General features: G+C 69.6%; 18 protein-coding genes. 3 read left to right on the top strand and 15 right to left on the bottom strand.

From position 1 onward, the window contains the following. Nucleotides 1–3: 3 nt before the first annotated feature. From rpsC to rpsL, 12 genes are all read right to left on the bottom strand, one after another. Entirely contained in the window at nucleotides 4–948 is a 945-nt protein-coding gene (rpsC, locus tag FHU33_RS03550) for a 30S ribosomal protein S3 (RefSeq protein WP_142024122.1), read from the bottom strand. Then, nucleotides 948–1415: a 50S ribosomal protein L22 gene (gene rplV, locus FHU33_RS03545; protein ID WP_142024121.1), complete on the bottom strand. Its 468-nt coding sequence runs from the start codon at nucleotides 1413–1415 to the stop codon at nucleotides 948–950. Before rplV ends, rpsC begins: the two co-directional genes overlap by 1 nt. Nucleotides 1416–1435: 20 nt before the next feature. After that, nucleotides 1436–1717 (bottom strand): 30S ribosomal protein S19, encoded by a 282-nt coding sequence (rpsS, locus tag FHU33_RS03540; protein ID WP_029340037.1) that lies wholly within the window; start codon nucleotides 1715–1717, stop codon nucleotides 1436–1438. Nucleotides 1718–1748: 31 nt separating this feature from the next. Continuing rightward, nucleotides 1749–2582 (bottom strand): 50S ribosomal protein L2, encoded by an 834-nt coding sequence (gene rplB / locus FHU33_RS03535; protein ID WP_142024120.1) that lies wholly within the window; start codon nucleotides 2580–2582, stop codon nucleotides 1749–1751. 79 nt (nucleotides 2583–2661) lie between these two features. Then, nucleotides 2662–2964, bottom strand: coding sequence for a 50S ribosomal protein L23 (gene rplW / locus FHU33_RS03530; RefSeq protein ID WP_142024119.1), 303 nt, complete (start codon nucleotides 2962–2964; stop codon nucleotides 2662–2664). Further along, nucleotides 2961–3908, bottom strand: a complete 948-nt coding sequence (gene rplD, locus FHU33_RS03525; RefSeq protein WP_211354991.1) for a 50S ribosomal protein L4 — start codon at nucleotides 3906–3908, stop codon at nucleotides 2961–2963. Before rplD ends, rplW begins: the two co-directional genes overlap by 4 nt. After that, on the bottom strand, nucleotides 3905–4570 hold the full coding sequence (rplC, locus tag FHU33_RS03520) for a 50S ribosomal protein L3 (protein WP_040338551.1): 666 nt from the start codon (nucleotides 4568–4570) through the stop codon (nucleotides 3905–3907). Before rplC ends, rplD begins: the two co-directional genes overlap by 4 nt. A 15-nt stretch (nucleotides 4571–4585) precedes the next feature. Beyond that, the gene (gene rpsJ / locus FHU33_RS03515) at nucleotides 4586–4891 is read right to left on the bottom strand and encodes a 30S ribosomal protein S10 (RefSeq protein WP_014377994.1); all 306 of its coding nucleotides are present in this window, start codon (nucleotides 4889–4891) and stop codon (nucleotides 4586–4588) included. A gap of 101 nt (nucleotides 4892–4992) precedes the next feature. Further along, nucleotides 4993–6186, bottom strand: a complete 1194-nt coding sequence (gene tuf / locus FHU33_RS03510) for an elongation factor Tu (RefSeq protein ID WP_142024118.1) — start codon at nucleotides 6184–6186, stop codon at nucleotides 4993–4995. Between the two features lie 102 nt (nucleotides 6187–6288). Continuing rightward, entirely contained in the window at nucleotides 6289–8385 is a 2097-nt protein-coding gene (gene fusA / locus FHU33_RS03505) for an elongation factor G (RefSeq protein WP_142024117.1), read from the bottom strand. Between the two features lie 95 nt (nucleotides 8386–8480). Then, on the bottom strand, nucleotides 8481–8951 hold the full coding sequence (gene rpsG / locus FHU33_RS03500) for a 30S ribosomal protein S7 (protein ID WP_113811313.1): 471 nt from the start codon (nucleotides 8949–8951) through the stop codon (nucleotides 8481–8483). Further along, entirely contained in the window at nucleotides 8951–9325 is a 375-nt protein-coding gene (rpsL, locus tag FHU33_RS03495; protein ID WP_012950487.1) for a 30S ribosomal protein S12, read from the bottom strand. Before rpsL ends, rpsG begins: the two co-directional genes overlap by 1 nt. 613 nt (nucleotides 9326–9938) lie before the next feature. Between rpsL and FHU33_RS03490 the strand changes: the two genes are divergently transcribed. The 3 genes from FHU33_RS03490 (at nucleotide 9939) to FHU33_RS03480 (ending at nucleotide 12358) form a co-directional block, all read left to right on the top strand. Further along, nucleotides 9939–10946: a chymotrypsin family serine protease gene (locus FHU33_RS03490; protein ID WP_142024116.1), complete on the top strand. Its 1008-nt coding sequence runs from the start codon at nucleotides 9939–9941 to the stop codon at nucleotides 10944–10946. A 72-nt stretch (nucleotides 10947–11018) separates the two neighbouring features. Further along, complete coding sequence (locus FHU33_RS03485) at nucleotides 11019–11234, top strand: hypothetical protein (RefSeq protein ID WP_142024115.1); 216 nt, start codon at nucleotides 11019–11021, stop codon at nucleotides 11232–11234. Between the two features lie 83 nt (nucleotides 11235–11317). Next, a complete protein-coding gene (locus FHU33_RS03480; RefSeq protein WP_142024114.1) occupies nucleotides 11318–12358 on the top strand; it encodes an LLM class F420-dependent oxidoreductase in 1041 nt (346 codons plus the stop codon). Between the two features lie 222 nt (nucleotides 12359–12580). Here FHU33_RS03480 and FHU33_RS03475 read toward each other — a convergent pair whose 3' ends face one another. The 3 genes from FHU33_RS03475 to rpoB form a co-directional block, all read right to left on the bottom strand. Continuing rightward, on the bottom strand, nucleotides 12581–13768 hold the full coding sequence (locus FHU33_RS03475) for an IS30 family transposase (protein WP_425456752.1): 1188 nt from the start codon (nucleotides 13766–13768) through the stop codon (nucleotides 12581–12583). 137 nt (nucleotides 13769–13905) lie between these two features. Continuing rightward, the gene (locus FHU33_RS03470) at nucleotides 13906–17811 is read right to left on the bottom strand and encodes a DNA-directed RNA polymerase subunit beta' (RefSeq protein WP_142024113.1); all 3906 of its coding nucleotides are present in this window, start codon (nucleotides 17809–17811) and stop codon (nucleotides 13906–13908) included. Between the two features lie 89 nt (nucleotides 17812–17900). Next, nucleotides 17901–21389, bottom strand: coding sequence for a DNA-directed RNA polymerase subunit beta (rpoB, locus tag FHU33_RS03465; protein ID WP_142024112.1), 3489 nt, complete (start codon nucleotides 21387–21389; stop codon nucleotides 17901–17903). Between the last annotated feature and the right edge of the window lie 376 nt (nucleotides 21390–21765).

Below are 21765 nucleotides of genomic sequence, written 5' to 3'. Positions count from 1 at the left end.
GGCTCAGCTCTCCACGTTCTGGGTCGCCGTAGTCTCGGTCGCCGTGGTGTCGGCAGCCGTGCTCTCGGCGGCCGCGGTGGCCTCGGGACCGGCGACCTCGGCGACGGTGGTCTCGGGCACGACCTCGCCCGAGGTCACCGCGACGGTGCTCTCGGTCGTGTCCGCAACGGGACCAGTCGAGGACTCGACGGCCGCGCGGCCGGCCTCGGTGCCACCGGCGGTGGTGCCGGAGGAACCGGAGCGACGCTGCGGACGCTGGGCCCGCTCGCGACGCTGCTGACGGTCGGCCAGGGCCTCAAGAGCGGCCCGCTCGGCGCGGGAGCCGCTGACGTCGCCCTTGTAGATCCAGACCTTCACGCCGATGCGGCCGAAGGTCGTGCGGGCCTCGTAGATGCCGTAGTCGATGTTCGCGCGGAGCGTGTGCAGCGGCACGCGGCCCTCGCGGTAGAACTCCGACCGGCTCATCTCGGTGCCACCGAGGCGACCCGAGCACTGCACCCGGATGCCCTTGACCTGCGGGCTGCGCTGGGCCGACTGCATGGCCTTGCGCATGGCGCGACGGAAGCTGACACGGCTGGAGAGCTGCTCGGCGACGCCCTGGGCGACGAGCTGCGCGTCCGACTCCGGGTTCTTGACCTCGAGGATGTTCAGCTGCACCTGCTTGCCGGTGAGCTTCTCGAGCTCGCCGCGGATGCGGTCTGCCTCGGCGCCGCGGCGGCCGATGACGATGCCCGGGCGTGCGGTGTGGATGTCGACGCGGACCCGGTCACGGGTGCGCTCGATCTCCACCTTGGAGATGCCGGCCCGCTCCATGCCCTTGGACATGAGCTTGCGGATCGCGACGTCTTCCTTGACGTAGTCCTTGTACAGCTTGTCCGCATACCACCGGGACTTGTAGTCGGTGGTGATCCCGAGTCGGAACCCGTGCGGGTTGACCTTCTGACCCACTAGCGGGTCCCTCCCCTCGTGTTGCTCCTGGACTGCTGGGTCGCCGGGCCGGACATGCCGGTGTCCCGGCGCGCCTTGCGCGACTTCTGCGCGAGGACGTCGCTGGTGGCGACCTCGCTCACCTCGATGGTGATGTGGCTGGTCCGCTTGTTGATGCGGAACGCCCGGCCCTGCGCACGCGGACGGATCCGCTTGAGCGTGGGGCCCTCGTCGACGTACGCAGCGCTGACCACCAGGTTGGCGGGGTCCAGCTGCAGGTTGTGCTCGGCGTTGGCCACCGCGCTGGCGACGACCTTGGCAACCGGCTCGCTCGCGCTCTGCGGAGCGAACCGGAGCAGAGCCAGGGCCTCGTCGGTCGGCAGGTAGCGGACCAGGTCCACCACCCGGCGGGCCTTCATGGGGGTCACGCGGACGAATCGGGCCGTAGCCCGGGCGACCGGCGCCTCCTGTCCCAACTGGGAAGTCATCTGAATCTCTCTCTACCTGGTCAGCCCCGCCGCGAGCGGCGGTCGTCCTTGATGTGCCCACGGAAGGTGCGCGTGGGGGCGAACTCGCCGAGCTTGTGCCCGACCATCGCCTCGGTCACGAACACCGGGACGTGCTTGCGGCCGTCGTGCACCGCGAGGGTGTGGCCGAGCATGTCGGGGATGATCGTCGAGCGGCGCGACCAGGTGCGGATCACGTTCTTGGTGCCCTTTTCGTTCTGCGCGTCCACCTTCTTGAGCAGGTGGTCGTCGACGAACGGGCCCTTCTTCAGGCTGCGTGGCATTCGGCTCTCCTCTACCGCCGGTTACCCGGGCTCAGCGCTTCTTGTTGGCGCGCCGGCGGCGCACGATCAGGGCGTCACTGGCCTTCCGCTTGCGCGTCCGGCCCTCCGGCTTGCCCTTCGGGTTCACCGGGTGGCGACCACCGGAGGTCTTGCCTTCACCACCACCGTGCGGGTGGTCGACCGGGTTCATGGCGACACCGCGGACGGTCGGGCGCTTGCCCTTCCACCGCATGCGACCGGCCTTGCCCCAGTTGATGTTGGACTGCTCGGCGTTGCCCACCTCGCCGACGGTCGCGCGGCAGCGCACGTCGACGTTGCGGATCTCGCCCGACGGCATGCGCAGCTGCGCGAAGCGGCCCTCCCGGGCGACCAGCTGGACGCTGGTCCCCGCGGACCGGGCGATCTTCGCGCCGCCACCGGGACGGAGCTCGATGGCGTGAACGACGGTGCCGACGGGGATGTTCCGCAGCGGCAGGTTGTTGCCGGGCTTGATGTCGGCCGAGGGGCCGCACTCCACCGTGTCGCCCTGCTTCAGCTTCGCCGGCGCGATGATGTAGCGCTTCTCGCCGTCGGCGTAGTGCAGCAGTGCGATCCGCGAGGTGCGGTTCGGGTCGTACTCGATGTGCGCGACCTTGGCCGGCACGCCGTCCTTGTCCGCCCGGCGGAAGTCGACCAGGCGGTAGGCGCGCTTGTGACCACCACCCTGGTGGCGAGCGGTGACCTTGCCGTGGACGTTGCGTCCACCGCGGCCGTGCAGCGGCCGGACCAGCGACTTCTCGGGATGGTCGCGGGTGACCTCGGCGAAGTCGGCGACGCTGGAGCCGCGGCGGCCCGGCGTCGTCGGCTTGTACTTGCGGATAGCCATGGGTCGTGAGTCCCTGTCTGTTCTCTCTGGTCCTGGTCGGTTGGGTCCGGGGCGGTGGGGTGGGCTGGATGCCCAGCGCTCAGGCGCCCGGGCCGCCGAAGATCTCGATGCGGTCGCCGGGGGCGACGGAGACGATGGCGCGCTTGGTGTTCTTGCGCTTGCCCATCTGCGTGCCCCGGCTGCGCTTGCGCTTGCCCTGGCGGTTGATCGTGTTCACGGAGAGGACCTTCACCTCGAAGATCTGCTCGACCGCGATCTTGATCTGGGTCTTGTTCGCCTCGGGCAGCACGATGAAGGTGTACTGGTTGCCGTCGAGCAGCCCGTAGCTCTTCTCCGAGATGACCGGGGCGAGCAGGACGTCCCGGGGGTCGCGGACGCTCATGCCTTCTCCTCGGTGGTCTCGGTGGTGCCGTCCTCGGACGGGGCCTGTGCGTCAGGACCCGCATCGGCGACGTCCGCCAGCTCGGCGGGGGCCTTGGCGGCCTCCTCCGCGGTGGCCGGAGCGACGTCCTCGGGGGCGGCGGCTGGCGCGGTGGGAGTCTCCTTGGCGGGAGCCTTCTTGGCCGGCGCCTCGGCAGCCGTCGTCGTCTCGACGGTGCCCTCGCCCTCGGCGGGCGCGACCGACGGGACGCCGGTGATCTCCGTGGTGGAGACGTCCGGCAGCTGCTTGCCCTTGGCCGGTCCGGCCACGTACTCGGCCAGCGCGGTCTCGGTGAAGATGACCTCGTCGGCGACCAGCACGTCGTAGGTGTTGAGCTGACCGGCCTCGATCAGGTGCACCTGCGGCGCGTTGCGCAGGCTGACCCAGTTGAGGACGTCGTCCCGGTCGAGCACGACCAGCACTCGCTTGGCCTGCGTGACCGAGGTCAGCGTGGCCAGAGCGGCCTTGGTCTTCGGGGCGTCGCCGTCCACGAATGCGGAGACGACGTGCACCCGGCCCTCACGGGCCCGGTCGGAGAGGGCACCGCGCAGGGCGGCGGCCTTCATCTTCTTCGGGGTCTTCTTGGTGTAGTCCCGCGGCGTCGGGCCGTGGACGGTGCCACCGCCGGCGAACTGGGGTGCGCGGGTCGAGCCCTGACGAGCCCGGCCGGTGCCCTTCTGCCGGTACGGCTTGGCGCCACCACCGCTGACCTGACCGCGGGTCTTGGTCGAGTGCGTGCCCTGACGGGCCGCGGCGAGCTGGGCCACGACGACCTGGTGCATCAGAGAGACGTTCGCTCCTGCGTCGAAGAGCTCACCGGGCAGCGTGACGCTGCCGGAGGTCTCCCCTGCCGGGGTGCGGACGTCGACCTGACGGTCGGTGCGCGTGTCGATCGACTGACTCACTTCTTGTCACTCCCCACGGGGCCACCCTTGACCGCGGAGCGGACGAGGAGCAGGCCACCCTTCGGACCGGGCACAGCACCCTTGATCAGGATGAGCCCGCGCTCCGCGTCGACCTTGTGCACGACCAGCGAGAGCGTGGTCGTCTTCACCGCGCCCATGCGGCCGGCCATCTTCAGGCCCTTGAACACGCGGCCCGGGGTGGACGCGCCACCGATGGAACCGGGCGACCGGTGCTTGCGCTGGGTGCCGTGCGACGCGCCGAGGCCCTTGAAGCCGTGACGCTTCATGACGCCCGCGGTGCCCTTGCCCTTGCTGGTGCCGATGACGTCGACCTTGGCCACGCCGTCGAAGACGTCGGCGGTCAGCTCCTGGCCGACCGTGTAGTCGCCGGCGTCCTCGGTGCGCAGTTCCACCAGGTGCCGCCGCGGCGTGACGCCCGCCTTGGTGAAGTGTCCGCCCTCGGGGCGGTTCACCTTGCGCGGGTCGATCTCACCGAAACCGAGCTGGAGGGCCGAGTAGCCGTCCACCTCGGGGGTGCGCACCTGGGTCACCACACACGGGCCCGCCTTGACGACGGTCACCGGCACGAGACGGTTGTTCTCGTCGAAAACCTGGGTCATCCCCAGCTTCTCGCCGAGGAGACCGCGAAATGTGCTCGCCATGTCTGCTGACTGCCCTTACTGAATGTTGACGTCGACCGAGGCCGGCAGGTCGATGCGCATGAGCGCGTCCACCGTCTTCGGCGTCGGGTCGAGGATGTCGATGAGCCGCTTGTGCGTGCGCATCTCGAAGTGCTCGAACGAGTCCTTGTACTTGTGCGGTGAACGGATCACCGCGTACACGTTCTTCTCCGTCGGCAGCGGCACCGGGCCGACCACTCGCGCTCCGGTCTTGGTGACCGTCTCCACGATGCGTCGCGCCGAGGCATCGATCGCCTCGTGGTCGTAGGCCTTCAGCCGGATGCGGATCTTCTGTCCCGCCATCGCTGTCTTCTGCTCCTGCCGATCGGTGTTCGAGTAGCTGAATGGGTCAGGTGACCCGGGGTGGGCGGCGGCCGCACGCGCGGCCGCCGCCTACCAGGGACTTACTTGTTGATCGTGACGACGCGACCGGCGCCCACGGTGCGGCCACCCTCACGGATGGCGAACCGGAGGCCCTCCTCCATGGCGATGGGCTGGATGAGCTCCACCGTCATCTCGGTGTTGTCGCCGGGCATGACCATCTCGGTGCCGGCGGGCAGGGTCACCACGCCGGTCACGTCCGTCGTCCGGAAGTAGAACTGGGGACGGTAGTTGTTGAAGAACGGCGTGTGACGGCCACCCTCGTCCTTCGAGAGGATGTAGACCGACCCCTCGAAGTTGGTGTGCGGGGTGATCGAGCCGGGCTTCACGACGACCTGGCCGCGCTCCACGTCCTCGCGCTTGATGCCACGCAGCAGCAGACCGACGTTGTCACCGGCCTGGCCCTGGTCGAGCAGCTTGCGGAACATCTCGACGCCGGTGACGGTCGTCTTGGTCGAGTTCTCGCGGATACCGACGATCTCGATCTCCTCGGAGACCTTGACGATGCCCCGCTCGACGCGGCCGGTGACGACCGTGCCACGACCGGTGATGGTGAAGACGTCCTCGACGGGCATGAGGAACGGCTTGTCGATCTCACGCTCGGGCTCGGGGATCGCGGTGTCGACGGCGTTCATCAGCTCCATGAGCTTGTCGCCCCACTCCGCGTCGCCCTCGAGGGCCTTCAGCGCCGAGACGCGGACCACGGGGACGTCGTCGCCCGGGAACTCGTACTCCGACAGCAGCTCGCGGACCTCGAGCTCGACGAGCTCCAGGATCTCCTCGTCGTCCACCATGTCGGCCTTGTTGAGGGCCACCACGATGTAGGGGACGCCGACCTGGCGGGCCAGGAGGACGTGCTCCTTGGTCTGCGGCATCGGGCCGTCGGTCGCCGCGACCACCAGGATGGCGCCGTCCATCTGCGCCGCGCCGGTGATCATGTTCTTGATGTAGTCGGCGTGGCCGGGGCAGTCGACGTGCGCGTAGTGACGGTTCTCCGTCTGGTACTCGACGTGCGCGATCGAGATCGTGATGCCGCGAGCCTTCTCCTCGGGCGCCTTGTCGATCTGGTCGAAGGCGGACGCCTCGTTGAGGTTCGGGTACTTGTCGTGCAGGACCTTGGTGATCGCCGCGGTGAGCGTCGTCTTCCCGTGGTCGATGTGCCCGATGGTGCCGATGTTGACGTGCGGCTTGGTCCGCTCGAACTTGGCCTTGGCCACTGGGTTCCTCTCCTCGTGGTTACGCAGGTGGTGCGTGCTCTGGGGTGGGGCGGTGCTGGGTGACGGCGGGCAGCCTGACCAGGTCAGGGCCCGATGTCGGTGTTACTCGCCGGTCGCCTTGGCGATGATCTCCTTGGCGACGTTGGCCGGGACCTCGGCGTACGAGTCGAACACCATCGAGTAGCTCGCCCGTCCCTGGGTGCGGCTGCGCAGGTCGCCCACGTAGCCGAACATCTCCGACAGCGGCACCAGGGCGCGGACGAGGCGGGCGCCGGCCCGCTCCTCCATGGCCTGGATGGTGCCGCGGCGGGAGTTCAGGTCGCCGATGACGTCGCCCATGTTCTCCTCGGGCGTGGTCACCTCGACTGCCATGAGCGGCTCGAGCAGGGCCGGGCTGGCCTTGCGGGCGGCCTCCTTGAAGACCATCGAGCCGGCGATCTTGAAGGCCATCTCCGAGGAGTCGACCTCGTGGTACTGGCCGTCGAGCAGAGAGGCCTTGACGCCCACCATCGGGTAGCCGGCCAGGACGCCGTACTGCATGGCATCCTGCATGCCCTGGTCGACCGAAGGGATGTACTCCCGCGGGATGCGACCACCGGTGACCTTGTTCTCGAACTCGTAGGTCGGGCCGTCGGCCGTGACCTGGAGCGGCTCGAGGCTGATCTGGACCTTGGCGAACTGGCCCGAACCACCGGTCTGCTTCTTGTGCGTGTAGTCGGCGCGCTCGACGGTCTTGCGGATCGTCTCGCGGTAGGCCACCTGGGGCTTGCCGACGTTGGCCTCGACGTTGAACTCGCGGCGCATGCGGTCCACCAGGATCTCCAGGTGGAGTTCGCCCATGCCGGAGATGACCGTCTGACCGGTCTCCTCGTCCAGCTTGACCTGGAAGGTCGGGTCCTCCTCGGCCAGCTTCTGGATGGCCGTGCCCAGCTTCTCCTGGTCGCTCTTGGTCTTCGGCTCGATCGCCACCGAGATGACCGGCGCCGGGAAGGACATCGACTCGAGGATCACCGGCTTCTGCGGGTCGCAGAGGGTGTCACCGGTCGTCGTCTGCTTCATGCCGTTGACGGCGACGATCTCGCCGGCGCCCACGCCCGCGCGCTCTTCGCGCTTGTTGGCGTGCATCTGGTAGATCTTGCCGACCCGCTCCTTGCGGTCCTTGGTGCTGTTGAGCACCGGGGAGCCGGCGTCCAGCTTGCCGGAGTACACGCGGATGTAGGTCAGCTTGCCGAGGTGCTGGTCGGTCTGGATCTTGAAGGCCAGCGCGGAGAACGGCTCGTCCTCGTCGGCGTGCCGCAGGACCTCGGTCTCGCCGTCCAGCGCGGTGCCGACGATCGCCTCGATGTCCAGCGGGCTGGGCAGGTAGTCGGTGACCGCGTCGAGCATGGGCTGGACGCCCTTGTTCTTGAACGCGGAGCCGGTGACGACCGGGTTCACCTGGCCGGCGATGGTGGCCTTGCGGATCGCGGCCTTGATCGTCTCGACCGAGATGTCCTCACCGCCGAGGTAGGACTCCATGATCGAGTCGTCGAAGTCCGAGATGCCCTCGAGCAGCTTCTCCCGGTACTCGGCGGCCTGCTCGGCCAGCTCCTCCGGGATCTCCTCGATCGCGTAGTCCTCGCCGAGCTTGGTCTCGCCACGCCAGGTGAGGGCCTTCATCTGGACCAGGTCCACGACACCGATGAAGTCGGCCTCGGCACCGATCGGGATCTGCAGCACCAGCGGGTTGGCCCCGAGGCGCTCGACCATCATGTCGACGCAGCGGAAGAAGTTCGCACCGGTGCGGTCGAGCTTGTTGACGAAGCACATGCGCGGGACGCCGTACTTCTCGGCCTGCCGCCACACCTGCTCGGTCTGCGGCTCGACGCCCGCGACACCGTCGTAGACGGCGACGGCACCGTCGAGCACCCGCAGCGACCGCTCCACCTCGACGGTGAAGTCGACGTGGCCGGGGGTGTCGATGATGTTGATGTCGAAGCCGTTCCACACGCACTTCGTCGCGGCCGACGTGATCGTGATGCCGCGCTCCTGCTCCTGCTCCATCCAGTCCATCGTGGCCGCGCCGTCGTGGACCTCACCGATCTTGTAGTTGATACCGGTGTAGAAGAGGATGCGCTCCGTCGTCGTGGTCTTGCCGGCGTCGATGTGCGCCATGATCCCGATGTTGCGGGTCTTGGCGAGCTGGGCCCCTGTGGCCATCTCTTACTCCTCTTCGTTCGGGTCCGCGTGCGGGCTTCCGGGGCTACGACATCTCGAAGCGTCCCGGTGGTCCCGCCGGCGGCGGGCGCTGGTGCTTACCAGCGGTAGTGCGCGAAGGCCTTGTTCGACTCGGCCATCTTGTGGGTGTCCTCGCGACGCTTCACGGCGGCACCGAGGCCGTTGCTGGCGTCGAGGAGCTCGTTCATCAGACGCTCGGTCATCGTCTTCTCGCGACGGGCCCGGCTGTACTGGATCAGCCAGCGCAGGCCGAGCGTGGTGCTCCGCGAGGGACGGACCTCGACCGGGACCTGGTAGGTCGCGCCACCGACACGGCGGCTGCGGACCTCGAGGGCCGGCTTGACGTTGTCCAGCGCGCGCTTGAGCGTGACGACCGGGTCGGTGTCGCTCTTGGCGCGGGCGCCTTCGAGGGCGCCGTAGACGATCGCCTCGGCGACCGAACGCTTGCCGTCGACGAGCACCTTGTTCACCAGCTGGGTGACCAGCGGCGACTGGTACACCGGGTCGGCGACGAGCGGACGCTTCGGCGCGGGGCCCTTGCGCGGCATTAGCTCTTCTCCTTCTTCGCGCCGTAGCGGCTGCGGGCCTGCTTTCGGTTGCGGACACCCTGGGTGTCCAGCGAGCCGCGGATGATCTTGTAGCGCACGCCCGGGAGGTCCTTCACCCGGCCGCCGCGCACGAGCACCATCGAGTGCTCCTGCAGGTTGTGGCCGACGCCCGGGATGTAGGCGGTCACCTCGATGCCACTGGTGAGGCGGACGCGAGCGACCTTGCGCAGCGCCGAGTTCGGCTTCTTCGGCGTCGTCGTGTAGACGCGCGTGCAGACTCCGCGGCGCTGGGGCGAACCCTTCAGCGCCGGAGTCTTGGTCTTCTCGACCTTGTCCTCGCGGCCCTTGCGGACCAGCTGGTTGATCGTGGGCATGGGTGGCCTGGATCTCCTACCTGCGCTGGGTCGTGCTATCGGCGTGGTGCTTGCTGTCGTGCTGCGTTGCTCGGGTGCCGCGTGCCGGACCTGCCCGGACTGGCCCATTCTGGCCGCCAGTCATTGTCCGGCCCCCGCGGTCGGGCGTGTCGCCCTTCCCGGGACCGGCCGATGGACGTCGGACCGGAATCGGTCGCCCCTCGCGACTCGGCGCCGCCACCTTCCGGCCCAGGGCCAGGAGGTGGTCCCCGGCGACCTGGAGGCTTCAGCCTCCGGTCACCCAGGCGCACCGCGAACGGGAGCAGGCCCAGGGCACCCTGGGCACAGCAGACCACGATACCCGTGCCTGCGAGACCGGTCAAAGCCGGGTCCCTCACACACGCAGCCGGTGGCCGGGTGTCGCCCACCGGGGCGGACGACACCCGGGGGAACGACGCCGCGACCGCTTCTCTTCCCGGCCGGCCGGCGCTCCCCGGGGGACCCCGGCAGCGGAGGCGCACGTTACCCGTCGGCGGCTCGGATGGGGAGTAGGCCGCGCGGCGGACGGGAACGTCGCACCCCGGGCCTAGCGTCCGTCGTGCCCCCTGCCCCTCTTCCCGCTGCCGGAGGACCCGTGGATCCCGATGCCGCCCGCGAGCTCAAGGCCCGCATCCTCGAGCGCCTCCCCTCGGCGGTCGAGGCCAGCAGCGCGCCCGGCGAGCGCGACGCCCCGTGGCCGTGGGTTGCCGTGGGCCTGAGCCCCACCAGCGCGGGTGCCCGCGTGGCGGTGCGACTGCAGCGCAACGGCGATCGCGCGCTGTTGCCCGATCTGGGCCGGGTCGCGGCGGAGGAGGTGGACGTGAAGGTGATCGGTCCGGTCCGCTCCCTGAGCTCCCCCGGCGAACTGCAGCGCCGGGTCCGCCCGCTGCGCCCGGGACTGTCGGTGGCCCACGCCTCGGTCACCGCCGGCACGCTGGGCGGGTTCGTGCGGACCGCCTCGGGGCTGGCCATCCTGTCCAACAACCACGTCCTCGCCGCGAGCAACGCCGCGTCCGCCGGCGACGCCGTCCTGCAGCCCGGTCCGTCCGACGGTGGCCGCACGGCCGACCGGGTGGCGACGCTCACCGGCTTCCAGCCGATGGCGGCCGGGGTGAACCTGGTCGACGCCGCCGTCGCGGCCCTCGACGAGGACGTGGACGTCGCCCCGGGCGATCTCCCCGGTGGCCCCCTCCTGGCCACGGTTCCCGCCCGTCTCGACGTCGATCCGGACGAGGCCGTGGAGAAGATCGGCCGCACCACCGGCCACACCCGCGGCCGGATCACGGCGGTCGAGGTGGACGGCGTCGCCGTCCAGTACGACGCTCTGTCCTCCCCCCAGGGAATCTACCGCTTCGACGACCAGATCGAGATCGAGGGCCGGTCGGGGGCCTTCAGCGCCGGGGGTGACAGCGGCTCGGTCATCTGGCGCAGCCGGGACAGGGCGCCGGTGGCCCTGCTCTTCGCAGGCAGCGAGACCGGTGGTGCGGCGGGCACCGGGGTCACGTTCGCCAATCCGCTCTCCACCGTGCTGGCCATCCTCGACGTCGAGTGGTGCGAGGACCGCCCTCCCCCCACCGGTCGCACACTGGCGTCGGGGTCCTGAGGGCGGCCGTTCCAGCACAGGTCACGGCCGCCGGGAGTGTCGCGCCGGCACGGGGCGGGGCACCATGAGGGCATGACCGACCGGGCCGCGGCGCGTGCCGCCAAGAGCACGCTGTCCGAGCGCCTGTCCGGCGAGCCGGGGGTCGTGGGGATCGGTCTGGCCCGGCGGGACAGCGGCTACGTCCTCAAGGTGGACCTGGCGGACGCGGCCGCGGCGCCGCGGGTGCCCGGGGATGTCGACGGTGTCCGCGTGGTCACCGAGGTCATCGGGGCCGTCCGACCGCTCTGAGCCGGCTCCGAGACGCCCGACAGGGCGCAGCCGATAGCGTGCGCGGTGGCGCCGACGAGGGGGCCGCGACCGAGGGAGTGCACGTGCGGATCGGCATCCAGGCCAGTTACAGCGGTGGGTTCCAGGAGACGGCGGCCGAGATCCGCGACCTCGAGTCCGCGGGGCTCGACCTCGCGGCGGTGGCCGAGGTCTACACGTTCGACGCCGTCAGCCAGCTGGGCTACCTGGCGGCGGTGACCGAGCGGGTCGAGCTGCTGAGCGCCATCTTCCCGATCTACAGCCGCACTCCCGCGCTCACCGCGATGACCGCGGCCGGCCTGGACTTCGTCTCCGGGGGCCGGTTCACCCTCGGTCTGGGCGCCTCCGGCCCGCAGGTCATCGAGGGCTGGCACGGCGTCCCCTACGACGCCCCCCTCCAGCGCACCCGCGAGATCGTGGAGATCTGCCGCCAGGTGTGGCGCCGCGAGCGGCTGGCCCACGAGGGCAAGAAGTACACCGTCCCCCTGCCGGCCGAGCAGGGCACCGGGCTGGGCAAGCCGCTCAAGCTGATCAACACCCCGGTCCGGGAGCGGATCCCGGTCATGCTGGCCGCCCTCGGCCCGAAGAACGTCGAACTGGCGGCCGAGATCGCCGAGGCGTGGGAGCCGATCTTCTTCGTGCCCGAGAAGGCCTCCTCGGTGTGGGGTGATTCGCTGGCCGCCGGCAAGGCCAGGCGCGACCCGGCGCTGGGCGAGCTGCAGGTCATCACCGGCGTGCCCGTGGCGATCGGCGACGACGTCGAGCCCCTGCTGGAGTTCGTGCGGCCGGCGCTGGCGCTCTACATCGGCGGGATGGGCGCGCGCGGCAAGAACTTCTACAACGACCTCGCCGTCCGCTACGGCTACGAGGCGGAGGCGAAGACCATCCAGGACCTCTACCTCGACGGCAAGAAGGACGAGGCCGCGGCCGCCGTCCCCCTCGAGCTGGTGAGGGCCTCGTCGCTGATCGGGTCCGAGGGCTACGTCGCCGAGCGGATCGCGGCGTTCGCCGGGGCCGGCGTGACCACGCTCATGCTCCAGCCCATGGACGGCAGCCGCGAGGGCCGCCTGAGGACCGTGGAGACCATGAAGCGCCTCGCCGGCTGAGGGTGCGCGACTCCCCCGGGATCGCAACTGCCGTGTGGGGTGAGGCTCTGGTTCTCCCCCACCCCGGAGGGCAGGCGTGCCTACGCCGCTCACGTCCGGGCGCTGCAGGAGATCGTCGGGAAGCGCCGACGCCTGACCCGCTCGCCGTCCACCCTCACCGTCCGGGGTCCTCCCTCACCGTCGACCGCGAGGTAGGACCCCTGACGATCAGGTGAGGCGGATTCACGGAGCGGTCGCAACACCCGTGGATTGATGGCCCGACAATAGTGGGCCGATGACCTCGTCGGGCTTGAGCCAGCCGAGGACCTTGCGGGGCCGGCCGTTGAGTGAGGCCGCGATGGCGGCGAGGTCTGCGGGACTGTGCACCGAGAGGTCGGTGCCCTTGGGCAGGTACTGGCGCAGCAGGCCGTTGGTGTTCTCGTTGGTGCCGCGCTGCCAGGGCGAGTGCGGATCGCAGAAGTAGATCGGCAGGTCGGCGGCGATGCTGATCTGCTTGTGGTTGCGCATTTCCAGGCCCTGGTCCCAGGCCAGCGAGCGGCGCAACTCCGCCGGAAGCCCGCCCATCGCGGCCACCACGGCGTCGTGGAAGGCGAGCAGGTCGTGCGGGCCGGGCAGGTGCAGCAGGATGGTGAACCGAGTCGAGCGCTCGACCAGGGTGCCCACCGCGGAGCGGTTGTTCTTGCCCATCAGGAAGTCGCCCTCCCAGTGCCCGGGCACGGCGCGGTCATCGGCGTCGCCCGGCCGCTCCCGGATGGAGATCTTGTCCGGGATACGGCGGTCGGGATCGGACCGACCGTCCACCCGCTTACGCGGCTTGCGCAGCGCCCGGCCGGTGCGCAGGTGCTTGGTCAGCTCCCGGCTCAGCTCCCCGCGGCCCTGGATGAACAGCGACCGGTAGATCGTCTCGTGGGAGACCTGCATCGCCTCATCGTCACCGAAGTCCAGCCGCAGCCGGGCCGCGATCGCCTGCGGTGACCACTTGTCCTCCAGCCAGGCCTGCACATGGTCGCGCAGCGGCAGGTGAGCGAGCTTGTGCCGCTTCGGGCGGCGCGCCCGCTGCTCGGCCGCGGCCTGCGCCGGCACGGCGCGATACGGCCTGCCCGGCGGACGGTTGCGGCGGATCTCCCGACTGATCGTGCCCGCATCACGATCAAGCCCCCGGGCGATGGCCCGCACCCCCTCCCCCCGCTCCAGCGCGCAGGCGATCTCCTCCCGCTCGGGCAGGCTCAGATACCGGCCCTTCGGCTCACTCAGTTCGACAGGTGACACCCCGCCACACTCGCGGAACCACCGGAACCCACGGGCCTGCGACACACCGGCCTGCTTCGCCGCCGCCACCGTGGCCCGCCCGTCGCGAATACCTCGCCAGAACGCCCGCCGCAGGTGCTGCAGCTCCGCCGTCTCCGCCATGCCCCGACCCCCAGGTCAGCTCAGGGGTGTTGCGACCACCCACTGAGCCCGGGTGAGCTGATCATCGCCGGGCACGGGGGACGCGAGAGGGCCCCGCAGGCGGTCGCCTGCGGGGCCCTCTCATCACCTACCGGGGATCAGCCCCGCCAGTCGTACTCCTCGAGGCGCACGGCCTCGCCGGAGCCCTGACCGAAGACGTCCGGGCTGTAGTACTGCCCGTCGTCGTAGCCGGCCATCGTGTAGACGGCGGCGCGCGCCTCCTCGGTCGGCTCGACCGTGATGTTCCGGTAGCGGCTGATGCCCGTACCCGCCGGGATCAGCTTTCCGATGATCACGTTCTCCTTGAGTCCGAGCAGGCTGTCGCTCTTGCCCTGGATCGCGGCGTCGGTGAGTACCTTGGTCGTCTCCTGGAAGGAGGCGGCCGACAGCCACGACTCGGTCGCGAGCGAGGCCTTGGTGATGCCCATGAGCACCGGACGGGCCGAGGCCGGCTCGCCGCCCTCGGCGACGACGCGACGGTTCTCGGTCTCGAACAGCGTCCGCTCGACCAGCGCACCGGGCAGGAACTCCGTCGCACCCGAGTCGATGATGGTCACCCGCTTCAGCATCTGGCGGATGATCACCTCGATGTGCTTGTCGTGGATCGACACACCCTGCGACCGGTAGACCTCCTGGACCTCGCGGACCAGGTGCAGCTGCACCTCGCGCGGACCCATGATCCGCAGCACCTCGTGTGGGTCGACCGCACCCTCGGTGAGCTGCTCGCCGACCTCGACGTGGGCGCCGTCCTCGACCCGCAGCCGCGAGCGACGCGACAGCTTGTCGTAGACGACCTCGTCGGAGCCGTCGTCCGGGGTGATGGTGAGCTTGCGGAACTGCTCGCCGTCCTCGATCCGGATCGAGCCGGCCAGCTCGGCGATCGGCGCCTTGCCCTTGGGCACGCGGGCCTCGAAGAGCTCCACCACACGCGGCAGACCGTGGGTGATGTCCTCACCCGCGACGCCACCGGTGTGGAAGGTGCGCATCGTCAGCTGGGTACCGGGCTCACCGATCGACTGGGCGGCGATGATGCCGACCGCCTCGCCGACGTCCACGAGCTTGCCGGTCGCGAGCGACCGGCCGTAGCAGGTGGCGCAGGTCCCCAGCAGGGACTCGCAGGTGAGCACGCAGCGGACCTTGACCTCGGACACCTGCGCGTCGATCAGCGTCTGGATCAGGACGTCGCCCAGGTCGGAGTTCGCCTGTCCGATGACCGTCCCGTCCTCGGCCACCACGTCGGCGGCCAGGGCGCGGGCGTAGACGCTGGTTTCCACGTGCGGGTCACGGGTGACCACGCCGTCGACGACCGTGCCGATCGGCATGAGCACGCCGCGGTCGGTGCCGCAGTCCTCCTCGCGGATGATGACGTCCTGCGAGACGTCGACCAGCCGGCGGGTGAGGTACCCGGAGTCCGCGGTACGGAGCGCCGTGTCGGCCAGACCCTTGCGGGCACCGTGCGTGGAGATGAAGTACTCCAGCACGGACAGACCCTCCCGGAAGTTGGCCTTGATCGGCCGCGGGATGATCTCGCCCTTCGGGTTGGCGACCAGACCGCGCATACCGGCGATCTGGCTGATCTGCATCATGTTGCCTCGGGCGCCCGAGTTGACCATGACCCAGACCGGGTTGGTGGTCGGGAAGTTGTCCACCATCGCCTGGCTGACCTCGGCCCGCGCGCGGGTCCAGATCTCGATGAGCTCCCCACGACGCTCGGTGTCGGTGATGACACCGCGCTCGTACTGGCGCTCGATCTTGGCGGCCTCGTCCTCGTGCCGGTCCAGGATCGCCTGCTTCGACGGCGGCGTGACGACGTCGTCGATGGCGATCGTGATGCCGGCCCGGGTCGCCCAGTGGAACCCGGCGGACTTCAGCGCGTCCAGCGTCGCCGCGACCTGCACCTTGGGGTAGCGCTCGGCGAGGTCGTTGACGATCGCCCCGAGCTCCTTCTTGGGCACCTGGTAGTTGACGAAGCGGTAGTCCTCCGGCAGGGCCTCGTTGAAGAGGACGCGGCCGAGGCTGGTGAGCACGGTCGCGGGGGCACCCGGCGTCCAGTCCTCCGGCTGCTCCCACGGCTCGTTGACCGCGCCGTTGTCGACGCCGAACACCTCGTCGAGGCGGATCAGCGCCCGGTCCTGCAGACCCAGCGCACCCTTGTCGTACGCCATGATCGCCTCGGCGGTCGACGAGAACGACTGCGGCTGACCGCCGTCGGCCTCGGCCGGCGACGCCACGAGGGTCGTCAGGTGGTACAGGCCCAGCACCATGTCCTGGGTCGGCGCGGTGATCGGGCGACCGTCGGCCGGGCTCAGGATGTTGTTGCTGGACAGCATCAGGATCCGCGCCTCGGCCTGCGCCTCGGCCGACAGCGGCAGGTGCACCGCCATCTGGTCGCCGTCGAAGTCCGCGTTGAACGCGGTGCAGACGAGCGGGTGGATCTGGATGGCCTTGCCCTCGACCAGCTGCGGCTCGAAGGCCTGGATGCCCAGGCGGTGCAGCGTCGGCGCCCGGTTGAGCAGCACCGGGTGCTCGGTGATGACCTCCTCCAGCACGTCCCAGACCACGGGACGCGCGCGCTCCACCATCCGCTTGGCTGACTTGATGTTCTGCGCGTGGTTGAGGTCGACCAGCCGCTTCATGACGAAGGGCTTGAACAGCTCCAGCGCCATCTGCTTGGGCAGGCCGCACTGGTGCAGCTTCAGCTGCGGGCCGACGACGATGACCGAACGGCCGGAGTAGTCGACGCGCTTGCCCAGCAGGTTCTGGCGGAACCGGCCCTGCTTGCCCTTGAGCAGGTCGCTCAGGGACTTCAGCGGGCGGTTGCCCGGGCCGGTGACCGGCCGACCGCGACGGCCGTTGTCGAACAGCGCGTCCACGGACTCCTGGAGCATCCGCTTCTCGTTGTTCACGATGATCTCGGGCGCCCCGAGGTCGAGCAGGCGCTTCAGCCGGTTGTTCCGGTTGATCACGCGGCGGTACAGGTCGTTCATGTCGCTGGTCGCGAAGCGGCCACCGTCGAGCTGCACCATCGGGCGCAGGTCCGGCGGGATGACCGGGACGCAGTCCAGCACCATGCCCATGGGCGAGTTGCGGGTCTGCTGGAACGCCGCGACGACCTTCAGCCGCTTGAGGGCACGCAGCTTGCGCTGGCCCTTGCCGCTGCGGATGGTCTCGCGCAGCGAGACGGCCTCGGCGTCGAGGTCGAAGTCGGCGAGCAGCTTCTGCAGCGCCGCGGCACCCATGCCGCCCTCGAAGTACTCACCGAAGCGGTCGCGCAGCTCGCGGTAGAGGCCCTCGTCGGCGATGAGCTGCTTGACCTCGAGCTTGCGGAAGGTGTCGAGCACCTCCTCGAGGCGGTCGATCTCCCGCTGCGAGCGGTCGCGCAGCTGGCGCATCTCGCGCTCGCCGCCCTCGCGCACCTTGCGGCGGACGTCGGACTTGGCGCCCTCCGCCTCGAGCTCGGCCAGGTCGGCCTCGAGCTTCTGCTGACGGGCCTCGACGTTGGCGTCACGCTGGCCCTCGAGGTTGGACTTCTCCGCGCTGATCTCGGCCTCGATGGTCGGCAGGTCGCGGTGCCGCGCCTCGTCGTCCACCGTGGTGATCAGGTAGGCCGCGAAGTAGATGATCTTCTCGAGGTCCTTGGGCGCCAGGTCGAGCAGGTAACCCAGGCGCGACGGCACGCCCTTGAAGAACCAGATGTGGGTGACCGGCGCGGCCAGCTCGATGTGACCCATGCGCTCACGGCGGACCTTGGCGCGGGTCACCTCGACGCCGCAGCGCTCGCAGATGATGCCCTTGAACCGGACCCGCTTGTACTTGCCGCAGTAGCACTCCCAGTCCCGGGTGGGACCGAAGATCTTCTCGCAGAAGAGACCGTCCTTCTCCGGACGCAGCGTCCGGTAGTTGATGGTCTCGGGCTTCTTCACCTCACCGTGCGACCACTGGCGGATGTCGTCGCCGGTGGCCAGGCCGATGCGCAACTCGTCGAAGAAGTTGACGTCCAGCAAGTTGATGACCCCTTTCCGGGGCTCGTTACGGAATTACTGATCGATGGGTGGGCGCGCAGGCCGGCCCCTGAGGACCGGCCTGCGGCCGATCACACGTCTTCGACCGAAGAAGGCTCGCGGCGGCTGAGGTCGATGCCCAGCTCCTCCGCGGCCCGGAAGACCTCGTCGTCGGTGTCGCGCAGCTCGATCGCCTGCCCGTCGCCGGACAGCACCTCCACGTTGAGGCAGAGCGACTGCAGCTCCTTGAGCAACACCTTGAACGACTCCGGGATGCCCGGCTCCGGGATGTTCTCGCCCTTGACGATCGCCTCGTAGACCTTGACGCGGCCCAGGATGTCGTCGGACTTGATGGTGAGCAGCTCCTGCAGCGCGTAGGCCGCACCGTAGGCCTGCATCGCCCAGCACTCCATCTCACCGAAGCGCTGGCCACCGAACTGCGCCTTACCACCCAGCGGCTGCTGCGTGATCATCGAGTACGGGCCGGTCGACCGGGCGTGGATCTTGTCGTCGACCAGGTGCAGCAGCTTCAGGATGTAGACGTAGCCCACGGCGATCGGCTCGGGGAAGGGCTCCCCGGAGCGGCCGTCGAACAGCCGCGCCTTGCCGGTCTCCTTGACCATCCGGTTGCCGTCGCGGTTCGGCGTCGTCGAGCCGAGCAGGCCGACGATCTCGTCCTCCTTGGCGCCGTCGAAGACCGGCGTCGCCGCGCGCGTCCCGGGAGCAGCCGACTTGGCGGCTTCGGGCAGGTTGGCCGCCCACTCCGGGTTGCCCTCGACCTGCCAGCCCTGCTTGGCGACCCAGCCCAGGTGCATCTCCAGGACCTGGCCGACGTTCATGCGGCCGGGGACGCCGAGCGGGTTGAGCACGATGTCGACCGGGGTGCCGTCCTCGAGGAACGGCATGTCCTCCTGCGGCAGGATCTTCGAGATGACGCCCTTGTTGCCGTGGCGTCCGGCGAGCTTGTCGCCGTCGGAGATCTTGCGCATCTGGGCGACGTAGACCCGGATCAGCTCGTTGACGCCGGCGGGCAGCTCGTCGCCGTCCTCGCGGGAGAACACGCGGACGCCGATGACCTTGCCGGACTCACCGTGCTTGACCTTCAGCGACGTGTCCCGCACCTCGCGGGCCTTCTCGCCGAAGATGGCCCGCAGCAGCCGCTCCTCGGGGGTCAGCTCGGTCTCGCCCTTGGGCGTGACCTTGCCGACGAGGATGTCGCCGGGGACGACCTCGGCACCGATGCGGATGATGCCGCGCTCGTCGAGGTCGGCGAGGACCTCCTCGGAGACGTTCGGGATGTCCCGGGTGATCTCCTCGGCACCGAGCTTGGTGTCGCGGGCGTCGACCTCGAACTCCTCGATGTGGATCGAGGACAGGACGTCGTCCTGCACGAGGCGCTGCGACAGGATGATCGCGTCCTCGTAGTTGTGGCCCTCCCACGGCATGAAGGCGACGAGCAGGTTCTTGCCCAGCGCCATCTCGCCCTCGTCGGTGCACGGGCCGTCGGCGATGACCTGGCCGACCTCGACCCGCTGCCCCTCCTCGACCACCGGGGACTGGTTGATCGACGTCCCCTGGTTCGAGCGGCGGAACTTCAGCAGGCGGTAGGTCTGCCGGGTGCCGTCGTCGGCCATGACCGTGACGTAGTCGGCGGTGGAGTCCTCGACCACACCGGCCTTCTCGGCCACGACGACGTCACCGGCGTCGACGGCGGCGCGCAGCTCCATGCCGGTGCCGACCAGCGGCGCCTCGCTGCGCAGCAGCGGAACGGCCTGACGCTGCATGTTCGCGCCCATGAGCGCGCGGTTGGCGTCGTCGTGCTCGAGGAACGGGATCATCGCCGTCGCGACCGACGTCATCTGACGCGGCGAGACGTCCATGTAGTCCACGTTCTCCGGCGCCAGGTAGTCGACCTCACCGCCCTTGGTGCGGACGAGGACGCGCTCCTCGGCGAACCGGCCGGCGGCGTCCAGCGGCGAGTTGGCCTGGGCGACGACGAACCGGTCCTCCTCGTCGGCGGTCAGGTAGTCGATCTGGTCGCTGACGACACCGTTGTTCACCCGGCGGTACGGCGTCTCGATGAAGCCGAACGCGTTGACCCGCCCGAAGGCCGACAGCGAGCCGATCAGGCCGATGTTCGGGCCTTCCGGCGTCTCGATCGGGCACATCCGGCCGTAGTGGCTGGGGTGCACGTCGCGGACCTCCATGCCGGCCCGCTCGCGCGACAGGCCGCCCGGGCCCAGCGCCGACAGACGGCGCTTGTGGGTCAGGCCCGCGAGCGGGTTGGTCTGGTCCATGAACTGGGACAGCTGGCTGGTGCCGAAGAACTCCTTGATGGAGGCGACGACCGGCCGGATGTTGATCAGGGTCTGCGGCGTGATCGCCTCGACGTCCTGCGTCGTCATCCGCTCGCGGACCACGCGCTCCATGCGGGAGAGGCCGACCCGGATCTGGTTCTGGATCAGCTCGCCGACGGTGCGCAGGCGACGGTTGCCGAAGTGGTCGATGTCGTCGGTGCCGTGCTCGGGCTCGCCGGCGTGGAGACGCACGACGTACTCGATGGTGGCGACGATGTCGTCCTCGGTCAGCGTGCTGGTGCCCTGCGGCACCGAGACGCCGAGCTTCTTGTTCACCTTGTAGCGGCCGACCTTGGCGAGGTCGTAGCGCTTCGGGTTGAAGAAGAGGTTCTCGAGCAGCGCCTGCGCCGACTCGCGCGTCGGGGGCTCGCCCGGCCGCAGCTTGCGGTAGATGTCGAGGAGGGCCTCGTCCTGACCGGCGATGTGGTCCTTCTCCAGCGTGGCCAGGACCGTGGGCGACCACTGGAAGTGCTCGCGGATCCGGTCCTCGCCCCAGCCGAGCGCCTTGAGCAGCACGGTGACCGGCTGACGGCGCTTGCGGTCGATGCGGACGCCGACGGTGTCGCGCTTGTCGACGTCGAACTCCAGCCACGCACCGCGGCTGGGGATGACCTTGGCGCTGAAGACGTCCTTGTCGGAGGTCTTGTCCAGCGTCTTGTCGAAGTAGACGCCGGGGCTGCGGACGAGCTGGGAGACGACGACGCGCTCGGTCCCGTTGATGACGAACGTGCCCTTGTTCGTCATGATCGGGAAGTCGCCCATGAACACCGTCTGGCTCTTGATCTCGCCGGTGGTGTTGTTCATGAACTCGGCGGTGACGAACAGCGGCGCCGCGTAGGTCATGTCCTTGTCCTTGCACTCCTCGAGGGACGCCTTGACGTCCTCGAAGCGCGGGTTGGAGAAGGACAGCGACATCGAGCCGCTGAAGTCCTCGATCGGGGAGATCTCCTCGAGGATCTCGGCGAGGCCGCCGACGGCGTCGGCCTGCTCCTCGGGGGCGAGGGTGGCCCGCCACTCGGGGCTGCCGATCAGCCAGTCGAAGGATGCGGTCTGCAGGGCCAGCAGATCGGGGACCTCGAGGGGCTCGCTGATCTTCGCGAAGGAGACCCGGAGCGGTGCGCCGGGGATCTTCTGCTGGTCGGCCTCGCCGGTGCGGGGGCCGGTCTGGGGAGTGCTGGGCTGGGTGGTGCTGGTGGGCGTGCTGGTGGGGCGAGAGCCTGCCAAGATGCGTCCTTCCAAGGACCTCACGACGTGCGGGCGGGTCTGTGCGGGTTTCGTCCTGGGTCGTCGTCGGTAATGGCGGGCTGCCCGCGATCGTCTCTGTCCGCAGTGGTCGCCGGGGCGTCCCGGAGAGCTCCCGGGCACCCCTGGTGACCCGTCTCGGCGGGCAGGCAGTCAGGAGGGCAGCGCAACAGGAGACCTTACCCCTGCTCGAGCGCGATGTCCACGCCGGGAGGGCCGGTGCGACCGGCGCCACATCCCGGGGACCGCGACCCGTCGAGCCGGGGCAGCAGGGCGTGCGGCGACCATGATGCCAGCCGGAGGCGGTTCACCGGAATGCCACGCCGAACGTCTTCTCCCGACCGGCCCCGACGGACGC

The sequence above is a fragment of the Blastococcus colisei genome, from assembly GCF_006717095.1.
GTDB classification, from domain to species: domain Bacteria; phylum Actinomycetota; class Actinomycetes; order Mycobacteriales; family Geodermatophilaceae; genus Blastococcus_B; species Blastococcus_B colisei.
The sequence above is the reverse complement of the archived record's forward strand: the minus strand, read 5'-3'. Positions and strand labels throughout refer to the sequence as shown.

Coding starts and splice junctions, on each gene's coding strand:
- rplV (WP_142024121.1), bottom strand. CDS start 1,415: ATGACTTCCCAGTTGGGACAGGAGGCGCCGGTCGCCCGGGCTACGGCC.
- rpsS (WP_029340037.1), bottom strand. CDS start 1,717: ATGCCACGCAGCCTGAAGAAGGGCCCGTTCGTCGACGACCACCTGCTC.
- rplB (WP_142024120.1), bottom strand. CDS start 2,582: ATGGCTATCCGCAAGTACAAGCCGACGACGCCGGGCCGCCGCGGCTCC.
- rplW (WP_142024119.1), bottom strand. CDS start 2,964: ATGAGCGTCCGCGACCCCCGGGACGTCCTGCTCGCCCCGGTCATCTCG.
- rplC (WP_040338551.1), bottom strand. CDS start 4,570: ATGGCGAGCACATTTCGCGGTCTCCTCGGCGAGAAGCTGGGGATGACC.
- rpsJ (WP_014377994.1), bottom strand. CDS start 4,891: ATGGCGGGACAGAAGATCCGCATCCGGCTGAAGGCCTACGACCACGAG.
- fusA (WP_142024117.1), bottom strand. CDS start 8,385: ATGGCCACAGGGGCCCAGCTCGCCAAGACCCGCAACATCGGGATCATG.
- rpsG (WP_113811313.1), bottom strand. CDS start 8,951: ATGCCGCGCAAGGGCCCCGCGCCGAAGCGTCCGCTCGTCGCCGACCCG.
- rpsL (WP_012950487.1), bottom strand. CDS start 9,325: ATGCCCACGATCAACCAGCTGGTCCGCAAGGGCCGCGAGGACAAGGTC.
- FHU33_RS03485 (WP_142024115.1), top strand. CDS start 11,019: ATGACCGACCGGGCCGCGGCGCGTGCCGCCAAGAGCACGCTGTCCGAG.
- FHU33_RS03475 (WP_425456752.1), bottom strand. CDS start 13,768: ATGGCGGAGACGGCGGAGCTGCAGCACCTGCGGCGGGCGTTCTGGCGA.